This window comes from Cernens ardua, assembly GCF_051251085.1.
In the GTDB taxonomy this organism is placed as follows: Bacteria; Pseudomonadota; Gammaproteobacteria; order Pseudomonadales; family Halomonadaceae; genus Cernens; species Cernens ardua.
The window spans coordinates 286413-303885 of record NZ_JBPCZH010000003.1 but is presented as its reverse complement, the minus strand read 5'-3'; the positions used below and the strand labels follow the sequence as shown (position 1 = coordinate 303885).

Genomic DNA, 17473 nt, shown 5'->3' with positions numbered 1-17473 from the left:
AGGCGCATCTTTATAGTGGCTGTGAATTGCTGCTTTTCGATTCTACTGTTCTTCTCTTCTCAGAGTAATATTGGTCACGGCTTCCTGATGGCAGATGCAGCTGTCTGGCAACGGGAGTTGATGAAATAGTTCGGGAGAATCACCATGAAAGGTTATCAACTGACATTTTTTACCCACGAAAACGCGCGCTATCATCACGAATTGGTGAGTGACTGGCTATTGGCGCTCTGTAGGAAAGAAGGCGCTGTGGGGGGAACAATAATTTCCGGCTCGTTGGGTTTTGACAAGGCGGGTGTATTCCATTCGGCGGGCTTCTTTGAGCTGAGTGATGAACCGGTGGCTATTACAGTATCGGCGGATGAAACAACGGCGGAAAGCATTTTGCAATTGATCGATCAGGAAGCTGTCTCCCTGAGCTATACCCGAGTGCCCATCGAATATGGGCAAGTAGGGAAGGGGGAATGAGGGTATTGGGTTTGCCGCTCTCTGTCTAAAGTGACGGCATTCAAGGAGTGCTACACACGTTATTTGCGTGCCCTGCAACCCTTGTTGTTGCAGGGGCGTAATACCGTTGCAGGGGGCGTAATATCTGTTATGCGGTGTTTAAGGGAGGCTCAGGTTTGAGCGTGTACCCTGTTTAGCATTACCACTTTTCCTTTAACACCTTCAAGGTTTTATCTATCTGTTCTTGTGTATGCTCCGTATTCAGGAAAAATCGCAGTCGAGCACTCTTTTCCGGTACGGCTGGGTAGAGAATAGGCTGCACATTGATATTTTGTTTAAGTAGGTCATCCGAGAGTTTAACCGCCTGTACTGAGCTACCCGTAATAATGGGAACAACCGCCATTCCGATACTTTCCCCCGTATTGAAGCCCATGGCGCTGGCCTGATCCCGGAAGTAGCTTGAAATATGGTGAAGATTTGTCAGGCGTTCGGGCTCTCTCTGAAGAATGCGCAAAGCGGTCAGAGAGGCCGCAGCATTTTGTGCCGGTATACCGACACTGTAGAGAAATCCTGGGGCAAGATAACGCAGGTTTTCGACCAGCGCTTTACATCCAGCAATATAACCACCACAACTGGAAAGGGTTTTACTCAGCGTGCCCATCCATATATCGACATCCTTCGAGGGGATATTGGCATGCTCACGAATGCCAAGGCCCTTGTCTCCCAGAACGCCGAAAGAGTGAGCCTCATCCACCATTAACCAGGCTTGATAGCGCTTTTTAACTCGTACGAACTGCGCCAGATCAGGGATGTCTCCATCCATGCTGTAGAGCCCTTCGATAACAATCAATACCCTTTCGAATTGTTCGCGATGACGCGCCAACAGTTTTTCCAGTGTTGCGAAGTCATTATGAGGAAAGCTCATGCGTCTTGCGCCTGACAGTTGGGCGCCCACCAATAGGCTGTTATGACTGTATTCGTCGTGAAGGATAAGATCCTTCTGGCCCATTAAATGGCCCACGGTGGAGACATTACAGGCATGACCACTGACGAAGACAAGGGCATCTTCCACGTCATATTGCTCTGCAAGTGCGCGTTCAAATTCTTCATGAATGGGGCGCTCACCTGAGACGGCACGACTCGCGGAGACAGAGCTGCCATAACGTTGCAAGGCTTCAGTCGCTGCTTCGATTACCTCTGGGTGATGTGCCAGGCTGAGGTAGTTATAGCTGGCAAAGTTGATACAGGTTTGGCCGTTGATGATTGTGGTGGCGCCTGCCGTTCCCTCATGAAGCTTGAAAAAAGGGTCCGGTACATGGAAGCGTTCCCCGGTCGATTTCAACATTTCCACTTGCTGGTAACCGGGTTGCAGGTCAAAACGTGTGAAGTATTCATTCACTTTCACAACGGAGTCTTCGGATGCCTGTGGTGCGCCTTTGGGCTGTTGGCGACGCTTTAGTGCCTGATCAATCAGACGCTGCTTGAGCCCTTGTTTCGTTGTATTCAAGTCAGACCCGGCCATGCTTTACCTTTCTGAAATCGTATCGAGAATTTCTTGGCGCTGTTCGTTGTTTCACATAGCACAAAAATGCAGTGAAGTGATGAAACAAGTATACCAGTGTCGGCGGGAAGGCGTTAAAGAAGGTAGGGTGATATGAGAAGGTTATGGGATGGGCTGAGTTGAGAGGCCGGTGTGGCTCTTCCGATGTTGGTGCCATACCGACCTACAAATGAGTAGTTAATATCAGCGCATCATTGTTCAGGCTGGATAGTTGAATCTGTTTTCGTGGGTAAATAGCGTGCGGTCACATAGGCAGAGTAGTCGTTTTTAACCTGTGGAATACTTTTCTGCTGATAAAGAAATTCCGCTGTAGATTTTAGAGCATGGGCAACGCCCCCTCCCAGCAACGATGGGGAAGCCTGTTCGGCCAGGTCGGGATAATGACCGGCTTTTAGCTGTTGTGGAATATCATTGGGCGAGGCACCGGTTAACTTCGCAATATCGGTAATTTGGGGTGATTGCGGGGTCCATTCATTTTGGTGTTGGTAGTAGTTCGAGAAGGACTGCAATGTGGCGGCTGTAAATGCTTTGAGCACTTTAGGATGCGCGTTTGCATAGCTCTGAAGAGTTGTCCATACGTCAAGTGTTGGCGCGCCCCATTTACCCACTTGTCCGGCCGAGGTAATAACATGCCCCGATTGTTTGATTTCGCTCAATGCCGGGTCCCAGGTGAAAGCGGCGTCAATATCTCCGCGCTTCCATACGGCGGCAATATTGGCAGGATCAAGATTGACCAATTTAACCTTCGAGTTTGCAATTCCCCAGTGATGAAGTGCATTCAATAAGCTGTAATGGCTGGTTGATACGAAGGTCGTTGCAATCGTTTTCCCTACCAGTGACTGGGGCGATGTAATGCCACTGCTGTTGCGTGCCACCAGTTCTTCGTTGGTGTTGTTAAGCGTATTAACCAGAAAAACAGAAAGAGGCAATCCCTGAGAAATGGCCGAGGCTACCGGTGTAGACCCGACGTAGGCAATATCAATGGATTTGGATGCCAGTGCTGCGAGAATCGCCGGCCCGGAATTGAATCGTTTCCAGACCACTTTTTCACCTATCGCTTTTTCGTAATCCCCATTGGCGATCGCGACCTTGGTTGGATCGGCCCCTGTTTGATAGCCCACAACAACATCGGCATTTGCGCTTTGCATTGTTAGTGTAAGTGTGAGTAGTAGACCTGTTGTACCAGCTACAAGTAGTGCTTTTTTTGCCATGATTATAATTCCCGCGGATAAAAAACAGCAATGTGTAATGACTTTGTAATGAAAGGAGACTACATGGCAGGTAATCATTTACACCAATATTGAAAAGGAATATCAAGAGGTGAAAAAGGGATATGAATCAATCCTCTGGGCCTGAAGGGTGCTGTGCCGAATATTTGGTTGTATGGCTTATCGTCAGGTCTGGATTTGAAATTGCATGTAGGGACATTGCGTGTTTTGAAACCGAAGGTTTCACGTGAAACATACCGAGTGACTACTTCAGCATTATTGTGGGCCTTGGGTGTGGGGAAAGGGATATCGGGGGCTGGTTCAGGGAAAAATGGGATGTCATGCAATACCCGACGAGAAAGAGCCGATAACCACTGTTACCGGCTCTTTCCTGAAGCAGGCTATCTGCACTGTTATGTCAGACTGATGCCATGACGTGCTTCAAGTTCTGCCTGTGCGGCAGATTGCTGTTCGGCTTGCTTTTCCGATGAAGTGTCATCCAGTGGTGCCTTTGAATCGCCATTGTCATGATCTGCTTCTCTGATGCGTTCAATCAAATAGTCAGATAACTTATTGATGGTGACGCTGTCATTCAGAATCATGACGGGGACCTGTATGCCGATACGCGCTTCCAGCGCGGTGACCAATTCGACAGCCATCAAAGAGTCAAAGCCCATGTCATTGACAGGACGTTCTACATCCATATTGGCTTCGTCACTGAGTAGAATGGTGGCCAGTTCTCTCTTCAGCAGAACAACCAGTGCTTCCTTGAGCTGTTTTGACGACATCTGAGCCAGATGATCCTTCAGGAAGCTATCTTCTTCCTCACCATGCTCCTGATCATTACCATGCTCCAATAATGAGTAACGTGGTGATGTTGAGGTAGGAAGAAAGCGTGCCATGGCAGTCCAATCCAATGGCATGACAGCTTCATTGGTTGCTTTATGGTCAATGAGCTGAGCCAATTGATTCAGAGCATCCGTGGCTTTTAGCGAGCTGCCACCCAAACGTTGAGTCAAGGCATCTCTTGTTTGTGTATTGCGGGCAAGGAAGCCTACATCCTCAATGGCGCCCCATTCGATGCAGAGAGCAGGTAACCCAGCAGCCCTACGTTGAAAAGCCAGGCTTTCAAGCCAGGAATTGGCCGCAATATAGCTGGATTGTCCCGGGTTACCAAACAGGGTGGTAGCCGATGAGTAAAGGATAAAGAATTCCAGTGAATCTTCACGTGTTAGTTCATCTAGCCAGCGTGCCCCATTCACTTTAGCATTCATTGAATGCTGTATGCGTTCAGGTGTTAGATCGCGTACCAGCGCATCGTCGATGATAGTGGCTGCATGGATAACACCTTTTAGGGGTGCGTGTGCTCTAGCTCTTTGCAGAACCTTATCAAGTGCATGTTTGTCTGTTATGTCGCAAGCTTCAGCGTGAACAATTACGCCTCTTTCACGTAATAATGCAATACCGCTTTGCGCTTCTTCGGTAGTGTCTCCTCGGCGGCTAATCAGGGTGAGATGCTGCGCACCACACTCAACCAGCCATGCTGCTGTCGCTAACCCGAAGCCACTCAGTCCTCCGGTGACCAAATAGTGGCCATCTACGTCGAGCTTTATGGGAGTAGCCTTTTTAGCAGGCATTTCAGCGATAGGAGGTGTGTCATAGGTAATGACAACCTTGCCGATCTGCTTGGCCTGCTGCATATAGCGGAAGGCATCAATTACTCGGCTGGCGGTGAAATCCGTATAGGGCAGCGGTGATAATACCCCTTCTTCAAATAGCCCCATCATTTCTGTAAACAGCCGTTCGGTTAACGCCGGACGCAGGTTCATGAGCTGGTCGGAATCAACACCGAAATAGCTGAGATTATTCCTGAAGGGACGTAAACCTACCTTGGTGTTTTCGTAGAAATCACGTTTACCCAGCTCGATAAAACGACCGAAGGGATTCAACACCCTTAGATTTTGATTGATGGCTTCTCCGGCTAGGGAGTTAAGTACTACATCCATGCCCTTGCCATCTTTGGTATCCGCTAAAATGGCTTCAGCGAAGGTGGTGGAACGAGAATCGTAAATATGCTCAACGCCCAGCCAACGTAAGGTATCACGTTTCTCTTCGCTCCCCGCGGTAGCATATATCTCGGCACCCAGCCATTGACCAATCTGTATGGCAGCCAACCCAACTCCGCCTGCAGCGCCATGCACAAGTAATCGTTCACCCTTTTCCAATCGGGCCTGATGCTTCAAGGAATAATAGACGGTGAAGAACGTTGTCGGTAGGGTGGCAGCCGCCGCAAAATCCATGCTGGCCGGAATTTTGGCAATGCTTTGCTGTTTGGCAGTGAGACGGGTGGAAAAACTGTAAGGACCAAAACCTACAATGGGATCACCCACTGCAAAACGTTCGACCGCGCTACCCACACGGATAATTCGTCCTGAAAACTCGAGCCCGAGACTTGCTCCTGCAAATCCTTCTTCGACGGCCTCGTCCGATAGTAGTCCCAGTGCATACATGACATCCCGGAAATTCAGGCCGGTGGCCTTGACCTCGATTTCTACTTCATCTTCGGCCAAATCAGGAAGGGTTCTGGGCTTCCATCGTAGTTGTCGAAGTTGGCCTGGGATATCGAAACCGAGGGTGAGTGCTGTGTGCTCTCCGGTATCCTGATGGGGCAGATTTTCGATAATGCGGGGGGTCAGACGTTGCCCAGAAGAGGTAAAGGCCACTTCAAGTTCTTCGTCTGGTGCAAGAAGATGTGCTGCCATAGCCGCTATGAGAGGCTGACCATTATTTACTTCGTCGGTTGAAGTGAAGGTGGAAGCAAATGATTCTGCTTGCACATCATAAGGCAGGTCCACCATGCGTATCGGACGTTGCCCGGACTCATTTTGCAAGGTGCGCCCGAAGCCCCATACCGCTGCATCTTCAGCGATTTTCTGGCCCATCTCTACGGTGGTAGAGGAGCACCATTTGGTCGTTGCTCCGCACGCGATGATCCATAATGTAGTCGTTTCAGACTGCTGATCGATCCATTGCCACCAATCGGCGATAATGGCACAGCGCGCTTCCGGGCTTTCTCCTAGGTATCGCAGGTCGATGATGTGCTGGGCATTGGAATCCCTGTGTGGAAGCCATTCCACAAGTGATTCTTCTTCCACAATTATTTCAACCACCTGCTGGTGTGCTTTTAGCTGAGCACCTATCACTTCAGCGAGGGAGCGGCGGGATTCGTCACTCACCAATAACCATGATTCTCTCTCAGGATCGGGATATTCACGTGTTATTGCGCCACGTGTTGCCCAGATAGCTGTCAGCCCCCCTGTATTATCCGATTCATTGACTTCAGGCCCTGAAATATCAAAATCGAAAAGAGAGGCTGTGTGAGTCAAATCCTGAACAGACGCTGGTTGTTGTTCAGCAGGGAGCGTACTGATGGAGGCAACCAGTCCCTGCCAACTGGAATAGGACGGTACCACCATTAACAGTTGTACTGGGCCCAACAGACTCTGGGAAAGGCACTCCAGTACGTGTTTGAACTGTTGTCGGCTTATTCCTGCATCGATAATAACCAGCGAAGGGGTCAATGTTTCGAAAGGTACCGAGCCAGCGTGATCAATATCTGATGGCCTTCCAGAGGTCAGGTTTTCCAGCATCTCTACCTGCAAGTCTGGGCGTTGTTCCTGCAATAGTTGAGCATCAGTATGAGCACGCTCATCCAGAGTGAATACGTACTCTTTATAACCAGAGGCGGGCTGCTTGGGTGTAATTCCAGGCAAGTATTCCAGCTTGCCGACGGCAACTTCAATCAGATTGAACGCTTCAACCTGCGGGGTCTGAAGCATCTTTGCGACATGCTCTTCAACGAGTTTGCCCACTGTATTTAGTGTTGGATTGCCCAAGGCTGCCTGCCAAAGTACCGGAAGATCAACAGGCGGCTGATGTTCATCACGCAGGTGCTGGGCCACTCGGCCTAGTGGAAGTATTAAATGAGCAAAGTCGGGGTAGTCCTGTAGGGCAATTTTCCAGATGTCCCTGGCCTTCGCTGGTACTTCTTCCATTTGACCATTTTCATCCAGCATACCAAGGTGTTCTGCCAGCTGGGTAAGCCGATTCAACAGGGAAGGGGCTTTTATGGATGAAATGGCCTCATGCAAGGCAGCCTGAACCAATGCCTCAAGCAGGGGTGACAGCTCATATTGCAGACGCTGACTGGCATCCTCTATTTTCGATCTCAGCGTTACCAAATCCACTGGCGGTAGAGATGTTTCACGTGAAACATGTGTCAGAGACTGAGCTTGTGGCGAGAGTGGGCCGGGGACCAGAATCTGTGACAAATGGCGAATTTCGTCATGCGCCTGGGCATGCAGTCTGACCGACTTGAATCGTGCTCCCTGAAGGGTGGCAATAGCGTTCCCTGCCTGATCGAACAGTGCGATATCTGCGCATAGTGAGTTGGGAGAGCGTTGTGTCAGTGTCAGTTGGGCCAGGTGAACGGGCTGATTACCTATATTGAATTGCACGCGCTCCAAACGCACAGGGACAAATGCCATGCCCTGAGCAGACGTAAATTGGCTTGTCAGTAGTGGAATGAATAACTGGAATGCGCTATCCAGCATGCCAGGGGGCAGTAATGTATCGGACTGGCTCTCGGAAATCGCCGGTGTTTCCTGTAGTACACCGATAACGCGATCCTTTTCGATCCAGCCTTCCTTTATTCCCTGAAAAGCTTTGCCATACTTCAGCCCAAGCGAATGCGCCGCGACAATATGTTGCGCTCGATCAAAATCGGGTTTTCGAGTAGGCAATGCGGGGGCCCTGGCTTTTAATGAAAGCCCCAGGGATTGCGGTACGATACGAGCGCGTGAATGCAGATGCCAAGGGTCAGTGCTGGCGGTCTCCTTGGCTGAGATGCTTAGGCTACCATCGTGCTCATTAATCACAGTGCGTACGAGTTTGCTGGGTGCATCAGCCAGAAGTAAGGGGGAAACAATTTCGACAGCTTCCAACTCGATCAAAGATTGTTCATGCCACGCGGCTGCCGCTGCAAGCGCAATTTCTGTAAAACCAGCAGCCGGGAAGACAACACTATCTCCAACATCGTGGCCACCCAACCAGGGTAGACGTTGAGTATCCAGGTCGCTTTGCCATGTCAGCGAATGCCCAGCCAATCGATAGCCCAGTAATGGGTGTTCATAATGGCGAAGTACGACGCCGGTGGTGTCACCTGTACTTTGATACCAGTGTTTGGTCCGTTGCCAGACATAGTGAGGTAGATCCACGCGTGGTGCTGCACGAGACAACCATGTCTCGGCAGGAACAGGAAGGCCACTTAACCAAAGCTGTGCAATCGCTTTGTTTATGTGCTGTGAATCTCTGGCGATCTGGCCGGTTTTGGGACGAACTAATGTATCGATCACCAGGCCTTGATGATCAAGCTCCTTGAGCGTGTCGGTAAGATAACGGTGCAGGACAGGGTGAGCGCCCACTTCTGTGAAGACGTTGGCGCCCTGTTGAATCAGCTCACTGATAGCCGGATGAAAGTTCACGGGTTGGCGAATATTATCCCACCAGTACTCGGCGGTCAGCTCTGTTCCTGCAATCTCATCTCCTGTCACACTTGAATACATGGGAATGCGCGTATCTTGAGGCGACAACTCTCGCAAATCGTTCAGCAGACCTTCTTCGATGCTATCCATGGCTGCGCTATGAAATGCATAATCCAGAGGCAATACCCTGGCGAAGTGTTTGTGCTCTGAAAGGGCATGCTGAAGCGCCTGAATCTGATCGTTGGGGCCGGCAAGCGTAACGCCGGTTTCACTATTGCGCCCAGCCAATTCGACGCGATCAAAGCGCTCGTCCTGCAGCCATTGTTTGAGTTCACTCAATGTCAATGAAGCTGCCATCATGGCACCCAATCCACGTGTCATGCCCTGATGGTAGCTGCGTAGATAGATAACGTTGACGGCCTGTTCAAGCGTGAGTGCGCCACTGGCCCAGGCGGCGGCCACTTCACCGACGCTGTGGCCGATGACCGCTGAAGGTCTGATGCCATGGCTGTTAAGTAGGTGAGTCAGCCCAACCTGCAAAGCAAACAAAGTCGGCTGTGCCACTTCAGTGAGTTCGAGTCGGTCACCGTTGAGCCCTTCCAGTTCCTCGCGCAGTGAAAAACCACCGATGGGTTTGAAGAGTGTATCAAGATGATCAATAGTGCTACGGAATTCAGCTGATGATTCCAGTAACACTTTACCCATGGTAAACCACTGACATCCGTTGCCTGAATAGGCAAATACAGGGCCGTTGGGGGTAGACGTCGTTAGCCGTTCACCGGTTGGGGCAGTGCGAGAGGTTTTCTCATCCAGAAAATGAGTGAGCCCGTCAATGGCCTCATCCATACTTTGCGGCCACAATAATAGGCCATGTTTCAGGGGGTCGCGTCGGAACCACAGTTCCGCGGCAATCTTTGGCAAGTTGTCGGAGACAGTTTTCTCATCCTGATTCAATGAGTGCAGCATAAAATCACGAAGCTGGCGCACTTGGTCCTGTAGTGCGTCAGGCGTACGTGCAGTAACCCGCAATGGAACGCCTGCCGTCGGTTTTTCTAACGAATGCCGCTCAGCTGTGCGTGCCTCATTGGGGGCATCTGTCTCGACGGTTACTTCGGGACTTTCGAGAATAACATGTGCATTCGAGCCGCCAAAACCAAAAGAGTTAACAGCGACGACGATCCTGCCTGTCGGAGCTAATGTGCGTGCCTCCGTGATGACCTCGATATTACGCTCTTCGCTTTCGAGTCTTGGGTTGAGTGTACGAATACCGATCGTGGCAGGAATTTCGCGTTCAGTAATGACGTGTAACGCCTTGGCAAGGCCCGCGACACCCGATGCCGTTTCCATATGCCCAAGATTGCTTTTCACCGAGCCTATGGGAAGTGGGGATTGCCGGTGTTGCCCCAGGGCTTCACCAATTGCTCGAGCCTCAATGGGGTCACCTACTGAGGTACCCGTGCCATGCGCTTCCAGATAAGTAATATCATCCGGGACCAGCCCAGCTGACTCCAGTGTGTGAGCCATCAAACGGCTCTGTGCCGCGTGATTAGGCACTGTAAGCCCTTGTTTGCTCCCATCGGTATTCATTCCGCTACCATCTACGATAGCGAGGATCCGATCACCATCTGCAATAGCCTGATCATGGTCCTTGAGCAGGAACATTCCTGCACCCTCGGAGCGTACATAGCCATCGCCATCTGCATCGAAGGAACGGCAGCGTCCATTTGCCGACAACATGCTGGCCTTGGAAAAAATGATAAAGCCATACGGATGAAGGTGCAGGCTAACCCCCCCCGTCAGAGCCATATTGGTTTCGCCGCTGCGTATTGCTTGGCAGGCCTGATGAAAGGCCACCATCGCTGATGAGCATGCGGTATCAATCGAAAGGCTGGGCCCATGCAAATCGAAGAAGTAGGATAGGCGGTTGGCTACGATACTGGAGGCATTGCTGGTAGCGGTAGTGGTGCTAATGACCGAGAGGTCTTCTACCATTCTCCACGAGTAATCCAATCCGGCCACACCCAGATAAACGCCGCAGTCACTGCCACGTATTTCGGATGCAGGCAGACCAGCGTTCTCAAGCGTTTCCCATGTCAGTTCCAGCATGAGTCGTTGCTGGGGATCCAACTGCGCTGCTTCTCGCGGGGAAATTCCAAAAAAATCCGCATCGAAACCACTGACATCGCCCAAACTACCTGCCGCCATACTTACAGTGGTTCCCGGATGGTTACGATCAGGATGCTGAAAAACGTCAGCATCCCAACGGTCACTGGCAACCTGAGTCACGAGGTCCTTTTGTGAGCGAAGAGCAGCATCAAACTCTTCGGCGGTAGCAGCCCCCGGAAAGCGATAGGCCGCTCCAATAATGGCGACTCTCTTTGTCATGAATAATTCTCGGTATCTGAGCGTTCTGCCGTGTCGGCGTCTTTAATATTTCGGGAGATATGGGAGGAAACACTATCAAGAAGCATGATACCTAGATCTTCAATCGAGGCTACAGTCTGAGTTTTGTGTCCCTTACCCTGTGTTGACCAAATAAAATATTCGGTCAAACCATCTGGATACCCCAATGCCTTATAGGTACTGGCCATGATGGGTACATGGTCTCCGTAAAAGCACAGTATACCTTCTCTTTGAGTATGGGTTGAGGGGGGGAGATCACCATCATCGGTATCAAGACTTCTCTTACCCTGAGTGCCCTCTTTTTTGCTACAGGCGCCCAGCCTTTGTGTCAGGCGCTCTACCAGTAATCCGCTATTATGTAAATGGCGTAAATATACGGCAAGATCGTCACAATCTGCGCCGGGAGATTCGCTGTACCAGTGATCCGGATTGGTGGGAGCATGCTCAAGATGTAAAGGCCCATGATTTTCCATGGTGATCAACATGATCAGTAGCGGTTGCTCGGCCTTTTCCAACAATTTATCTACCGTATCCGCCAATGCCAGATCGCTGGTGTATTGACCATCTTTTTGATCATCGGAAAATTCACTCAGATCAATAAATTCATCAAAACCCAGATTGGGAAAGACTTTGTTCCTTAAGTAAAAGCTGGCCGGATAAGGGTGAATCGCAATAGTGCGATAGCCACTTGCTTTTAAGGGCGTTATTAATGAAGGCACTTTTTGGTGGGACAGAACGTGATAAGGGTTAAATCGATGGCCCCCTAAATCGCCACCGCTCAGTCCTGTTAAAAAAGCACATTCCGAGCGTACCGTATTGGCACCCCATACAGGAACCTTCAATTGCCCTCGCACTTCCGCCTGCGCAGCTACCTTATCCCATTCGGCAAGTACATCTTTTCGGATACCGTGATACCAACGCCGGGGATCGAAAAAGGACTCGCTTTGTACAATGACCAGATGCGGGAGCCCTTGTTCTGGTCTTTCTTCGCTATTTCGTATCGAAATAGCATCCTGCCGTGATGTTTGATGGGTACTGGAAGAGGGCAAAATCTCCTCCTGATACTCTTTGCGCGCAGTAGACGGGGATAGCGGTATAAAAAGCTCTTTCCCCTGACGCCAGAGAAGAGTGCTCATGCCATATCGGATTAGCTCATCGTTGGGATCGAGTGGATATCGACCTTCCTTTTGCTCTTGTTCAACATCAGATTGGCTCCCCTTGAGCCCTCTGCTTAATATGATAGCCCCAGCAATAATGATGCCCAGTACCGAAGTAAGTGCTCCCCAACCATGGGTAGTAAAAAGAGAGGGTTCCAACCAGAAACCGGCAATGATTACCGCTAAACCTGCCAGACTACACACGATGGTTAGCCCAATACCAAAGAAAGGAAGGTACATCCTGGGGTGCTTGACCATGTCGACAAAGTATTCAAAGTCCTGACACAGGAAGGGCTCCCGAAGCGTATTCGCTTTAGTATTGCTGACTTGGACAATCACCATGTGCAGGACGCCCAGAATTATTGTGGCGAACCAGCCACGTTCCAGTAGCAACGTAAAACCACCGTACAGACACGCCCAAGTCCCCACATCAATGGCAGTGGCATACCGTGGGCGTTTCATCCATGAGTGCGGGCGAGGGATAAGCAGTTGCTCAAAAGTACACCAGAGCACAAGGCTCACTACTAGAGGCATCCAAAGTGAAAAAAGCAACATCAATGGGTATCCTCATAACCCATGAGTCCTAAAATCCACTGTGAGAGCGATGCGGGAAGAACGGCTAGCCACCAGGTACCGAAATTCAAGGGGAATGGGAAGCTGATGCGCGCCTTGTTCTTGACTAAACGTTTTCGAATGTATTCGGAAGCGCGTTCGGGTGACCATAAAAAAGGCTTCGGTCCAGGCATTTCATCACACATTTTGGACTTCACATAACCGGGCATAATGACGTTGACCTTTACTCCATGCGGGGCCAGCCAACCACGAAGACCTTCGCCATAGGCCTTAATACCTGCTTTACTGGCGCTATATGCCGAAGTGATGGGAAGCCCGTAGTAGCCAGCCAATGAGCTCATAAGCACCAATTGCCCATGTCCACGTTTCTGCATGCGTGGTGATAGTCGGTTACAAAGCGCAATGGGGGCGACCAGGTTGATATCCAGCAAAGGTTTGATGTTTTCCCAGCTTTCACCATATTCATCCACGGGGTGAGTGTTTACACCGGCTGCAGCGACTGCCAAATCAAGGGGGGTAGTATTGTCCAGGTGATCAATCCATGGAAAGAGTGCTTTCTCATCAGTGAGATCAACACTATGTAACTCAACACTCGCACCTTTATCCCGACAGATTTGCCCCAAAGTCTTCAATGCCGTTTTATTACGACCATGTAAATGAAGTGTAATACCTGGAGCAGCCCAATCCCGCGCAAGCGCTCCCCCTATGGCACCGGTTGCTCCGGTAATCAGGATAGTGCGCACAGCGACTCGGGAATCTGACATAACAATTGCTCCAGCGGAGACTGTTCCGCTTCTAAAAGTGAAACTGAATTACGGACGGCCAGTTCTATACCATCTGGTGTGTAAAATCCACCGTTGACCTGAACAGTATGAGTAAGTACTCGCCTGAAAGCATCGACAATCTTGGGGTCGGGGGCCTGTGGAGTATACCAAAAGCTCTCCAATGACCCCTGATGAGTAAGTCCCGGCATGCTATAAATCGCATTGGCCAATGCAATCGTAGGTTTTTTAGCCGCTAAAGAGACATGTCCACAAGTGCTATTCAGGGTAATCATACCCTCGCTGTGATGTATGAGCTGGTTTAAATTACCTGTCTCAAGATAGAGGATTCTATCCTGTAAATTATAATGTTTTATTATCTTTTCAACATCTTGCGCATGCGGTGTGATTCCCATATCCAAGGGATGGTTTTTGAATACCAGAATGGCGTCTTTGGGGGCATGCAAAGCGAATGTTTCTGACACGTAGGTCATGAGTTCATTCATGTCACTGAACGCAGAATGTTGACGAACCTGAAAATCCCCATTCAATTGAAGAGGTATAAAAAAATACCGCCTACCACTTTCCAATAGTTTTTTGATCTTCTCTTCATCGCGTCTTTTGCAATTTCTGAGTCGAGCAAAACGCCATAAATAGCCCAAATATTCCTGAGGTGCTGTCAGTGCCGCATGGGTCTTGTAATGTGGGAAGAGCACAGGGTTGAGTGCGCCTCCCAAATGATAGGCCACATCGTGGAGTGCTCTGGTATTGAATGCAGAAGCAATTTTGTGCTTTGGGCTGCTACTCCTCGGTACGTACTCGGCCGCCCGTAAATACCAATCGGAATTACGGGGTAACATGGAATTGGCATTTACGCCTTCCTGCTCAAGCGTAATCCAATAGGGTCTCAAGTAACCTTCTTCAAAGACATGATTGCGAATACCGCTCGCGCGAGCTTTTTGAATAATTCCCTTGTGGACAGGACGACAATCACCAAAAAGAATTTGATCAGTAATACCGTGTTGTTTCCATATATTGGTAACAAAATCCGGGAGATCCTCCAATTTTCCACGCCAATTGTATGAAGGCGCTTTAGTTCTCCAGTAGAGCTGGTCACCCACATTGAAATTTATCTTGACTACCTGATGCCCACAAGAAATCAGATGGTCTGCCAGCACGCTGAAGAAAGGGCTGCAAACGCCCTGAAGTAATAAATAAGAGCGCTGGCTATTCATCGTATCGTATTCCTGTCAAAAATACGTCGATAAAGCCGCCAAAAACGCACTCGGGGCGAAGGGGTTGAACGGCCAGTTGCATGCCGGGAAATCAATTCAATAATTGTTTCAGGGTTGCATAAATCGCCCGAGTTGGGTTCTACATAATTTGGATAAAGGAGCAGAGTCCCCGCGACCAGCTCATTCAGGGAAAGAGGACGTGTACGGCGTTTTGCAGCCGATTCATTAAGCGGTAATTCTTCGGTTGTTAATCCCCAGCCCGCATAAAAAGGGCTTCCCCATGTGTGTACGGGGATATGACGCAATAAGGCTTCAAAGCCAGTCAGTGAACTCATTGTGTGAACGCAATCTACAGTATCGAGCAATTCAATAATATCAATACCCGTTGCATCCATATCGTAAAGTTCATGCTCTTCTGCTGATAGTGCCCCCAGACGGCCGCCAGATGTAACATCCGGGTGTTCTTTATAAACAATAAACGCGCCAGGGTTACGTTTACGCACCTGTTCCAACAGTGCAGCATTGGTACAGACCTGCTGAGTGCCGTGCCGGATAGACGCATCACTTTCAACTTGCCCAGGGACAAGGATGATTTTTTTATCTCTTGGCAATGTGAATGAAGCCGAATTACCCACATTGTATTTTGACAGCTTGAGCTTTATCAGTAGATGGCGTAGCCGATCTGCACGCGCAAGCATATCGTCGGAAAAATGGGTGTTCTGCAGCAAGTATTCAAGATCACTTGGCGCAGAGGCATCATAATAGATCCCTTTGGAATCCAACACGAGAGAGCATGGACGTATCAGATCCGCGCCCAACCCAACGGAGCGAATGAATCCATCTTCCATCCGAGTAATTTTATGATGTTGCAAAAGCCTCGGATTTTGCTCGAGTAAGGATGAATAATCCTTGTGTCCCCACACAAGCAGGTTCTCATCTGGTATCAGCGTTTGCTGATCAGATGCTTTATGCCAACGAGAAGGTGCATTGATATAACGAACGCGCGCTTTGGGGCCAAGAAAATGATGAATGAAGCCTCGCTTCCAGCCTGACATGCCATATATAGCCCATGCGCCTGTTGTACGCTCACTTTGTCTCTTTTGATCTGCCAATAGATCGATGGTTTGCTCAAGCTCACATTGTTTACGGGTATAAGGATTATAGTAACGGCTATAACGTAAATAGGCAGCAGCAAATACCTCTTCCAGGGTCCTCTTGCGGTTTCGGCGATCACAAGACAACTGATCCTCTGTTAATCCCCACCCTGCATAAAAAGGCATGCCATGGCATATCACATGGCATCCTGCCATCAAGGCTTCAAAGCCTGTCTGGCTGGTCATTACGTGTACAGCTTCTACCTGCTCCAATAGTGGCCATGGATTCAAAGCCTCATCGAGACGTGTGCAACGCGAGGGCAGTGATATCTCCGATAAATAACCGCGGCGATGTCCCTTGGCAACATCCGGATGCACCTTGATCAGGATCTGGGACTTCGGGTGCCGTTCGAGGGCATAATTCAGCATGGCTTCAAAACGTGAAGGGCTACCCATGCCTAATGTTACTGACGCATCGTCTCGCGTTTGATCAACAACCAGAACGCATGAAGAATACGACTTTACTTCATCAGGAAGGTGATCGGGCGCACTGTTATATTTGCTGAGGTGGTTATGTCTTATACGAGTGATGGCATTCTTGGCTCGATTAAGATCTTCAGTTGAAAAATCCACATCGCGTAACATGTTTTCAAGATCAGAGGGGCGATAGGCATCGTAATAGATACCGGTATGATCAATGACCAGGCTTTGGGGTTGGTTCTTTTCAACACCCAATCCGTACGAGCGCAAAAAGCCGTCTTCGATGGCAATGTAAGGTAGTTGGTGATGATTTGCATAGGCACGCGCGATCTCACTGGTGGGCTTGGCCCCCCAGCCTATAATCGCATCCACTTTGGGTGCTGATTTTGTACGCATATGTCTGAATTGGGTAAATTCAGACAAAAGTACGGGCACAGCATCCCAGCGCAGGATACCTCTGGAAAAAAAACCGGCAGCGTTCATCGCCAAAGTCGAAGCGTACACAAGTCCCCAACAGTGTGTGGATAGAAAGGTCTTTATCGTATAGACCAAAAAAGATGTAAAAGATATTTAAACAACACGGATGAGTGTCCCCGTCCCATAACATCCTCAATTTCAAGATAAATTATCACACATCCATGTTCTGAGGGTTATAAATTCGTATCTAAATGTACGTGAATATACTTTTCACAAGAAGCAATGTAATTATATTTGGCAACACTGTTCGAATTATAGTTCCTAAACGAGTGGAAATAAGCACAAAGCGCTCTTGAAGTGCTTTTTGCAGAGAGGTTTGTTGCGATAAATGGATGGAGTCTGAGAGCCCTGTGACGATTACAAAACCTGACGAGACGTGAGATGTAGCCATTTATCGTAGGTGATCGTTTGTTATTTTTTGTACTTTTCAGCACTCTATTGACGGTTATATAACGGCCCATTATATATGTAGTCTTTTTGAAGGAGGCGGCCATGTTTAGATGGCACATAAGGTCTACATCTAAAGTCTTCTACTGT

8 protein-coding genes are annotated in these 17473 nt (G+C 49.3%); 1 reads left to right on the top strand and 7 read right to left on the bottom strand.

Going from position 1 to position 17473, the window contains the following annotated elements; all coding sequences use genetic code 11:
* The first annotated feature begins 144 nt into the window (after positions 1-144).
* On the top strand, positions 145-465 hold the full coding sequence (locus LMG33818_RS07985; RefSeq protein ID WP_442322833.1) for a DUF190 domain-containing protein: 321 nt from the start codon (positions 145-147) through the stop codon (positions 463-465).
* A 178-nt stretch (positions 466-643) separates the two neighbouring features.
* On the opposite strand, the gene LMG33818_RS07980 is transcribed toward LMG33818_RS07985, so the two are convergent.
* The 7 genes from LMG33818_RS07980 to LMG33818_RS07950 all read right to left on the bottom strand — a co-directional run bounded on the left by LMG33818_RS07980 (position 644) and on the right by LMG33818_RS07950 (position 16963).
* Entirely contained in the window at positions 644-1966 is a 1323-nt protein-coding gene (locus LMG33818_RS07980; protein ID WP_442322832.1) for an aminotransferase class I/II-fold pyridoxal phosphate-dependent enzyme, read from the bottom strand.
* Positions 1967-2196: 230 nt separating this feature from the next.
* Positions 2197-3216 (bottom strand): taurine ABC transporter substrate-binding protein, encoded by a 1020-nt coding sequence (tauA, locus tag LMG33818_RS07975; protein ID WP_442322831.1) that lies wholly within the window; start codon positions 3214-3216, stop codon positions 2197-2199.
* A 410-nt stretch (positions 3217-3626) separates the two neighbouring features.
* The gene (locus LMG33818_RS07970) at positions 3627-11141 is read right to left on the bottom strand and encodes a type I polyketide synthase (protein WP_442322830.1); all 7515 of its coding nucleotides are present in this window, start codon (positions 11139-11141) and stop codon (positions 3627-3629) included.
* Positions 11138-12871 (bottom strand): LTA synthase family protein, encoded by a 1734-nt coding sequence (locus tag LMG33818_RS07965; protein WP_442322829.1) that lies wholly within the window; start codon positions 12869-12871, stop codon positions 11138-11140. The genes LMG33818_RS07970 and LMG33818_RS07965 overlap by 4 nt, the downstream gene beginning before the upstream one ends.
* A complete protein-coding gene (locus tag LMG33818_RS07960; protein WP_442322828.1) occupies positions 12871-13653 on the bottom strand; it encodes an SDR family NAD(P)-dependent oxidoreductase in 783 nt (260 codons plus the stop codon). Before LMG33818_RS07960 ends, LMG33818_RS07965 begins: the two co-directional genes overlap by 1 nt.
* The gene (locus LMG33818_RS07955; RefSeq protein WP_442322827.1) at positions 13617-14885 is read right to left on the bottom strand and encodes a capsule polysaccharide biogenesis protein; all 1269 of its coding nucleotides are present in this window, start codon (positions 14883-14885) and stop codon (positions 13617-13619) included. Before LMG33818_RS07955 ends, LMG33818_RS07960 begins: the two co-directional genes overlap by 37 nt.
* On the bottom strand, positions 14882-16963 hold the full coding sequence (locus tag LMG33818_RS07950; RefSeq protein WP_442322826.1) for a capsule polysaccharide biogenesis protein: 2082 nt from the start codon (positions 16961-16963) through the stop codon (positions 14882-14884). The genes LMG33818_RS07955 and LMG33818_RS07950 overlap by 4 nt, the downstream gene beginning before the upstream one ends.
* Positions 16964-17473: the final 510 nt, after the last annotated feature.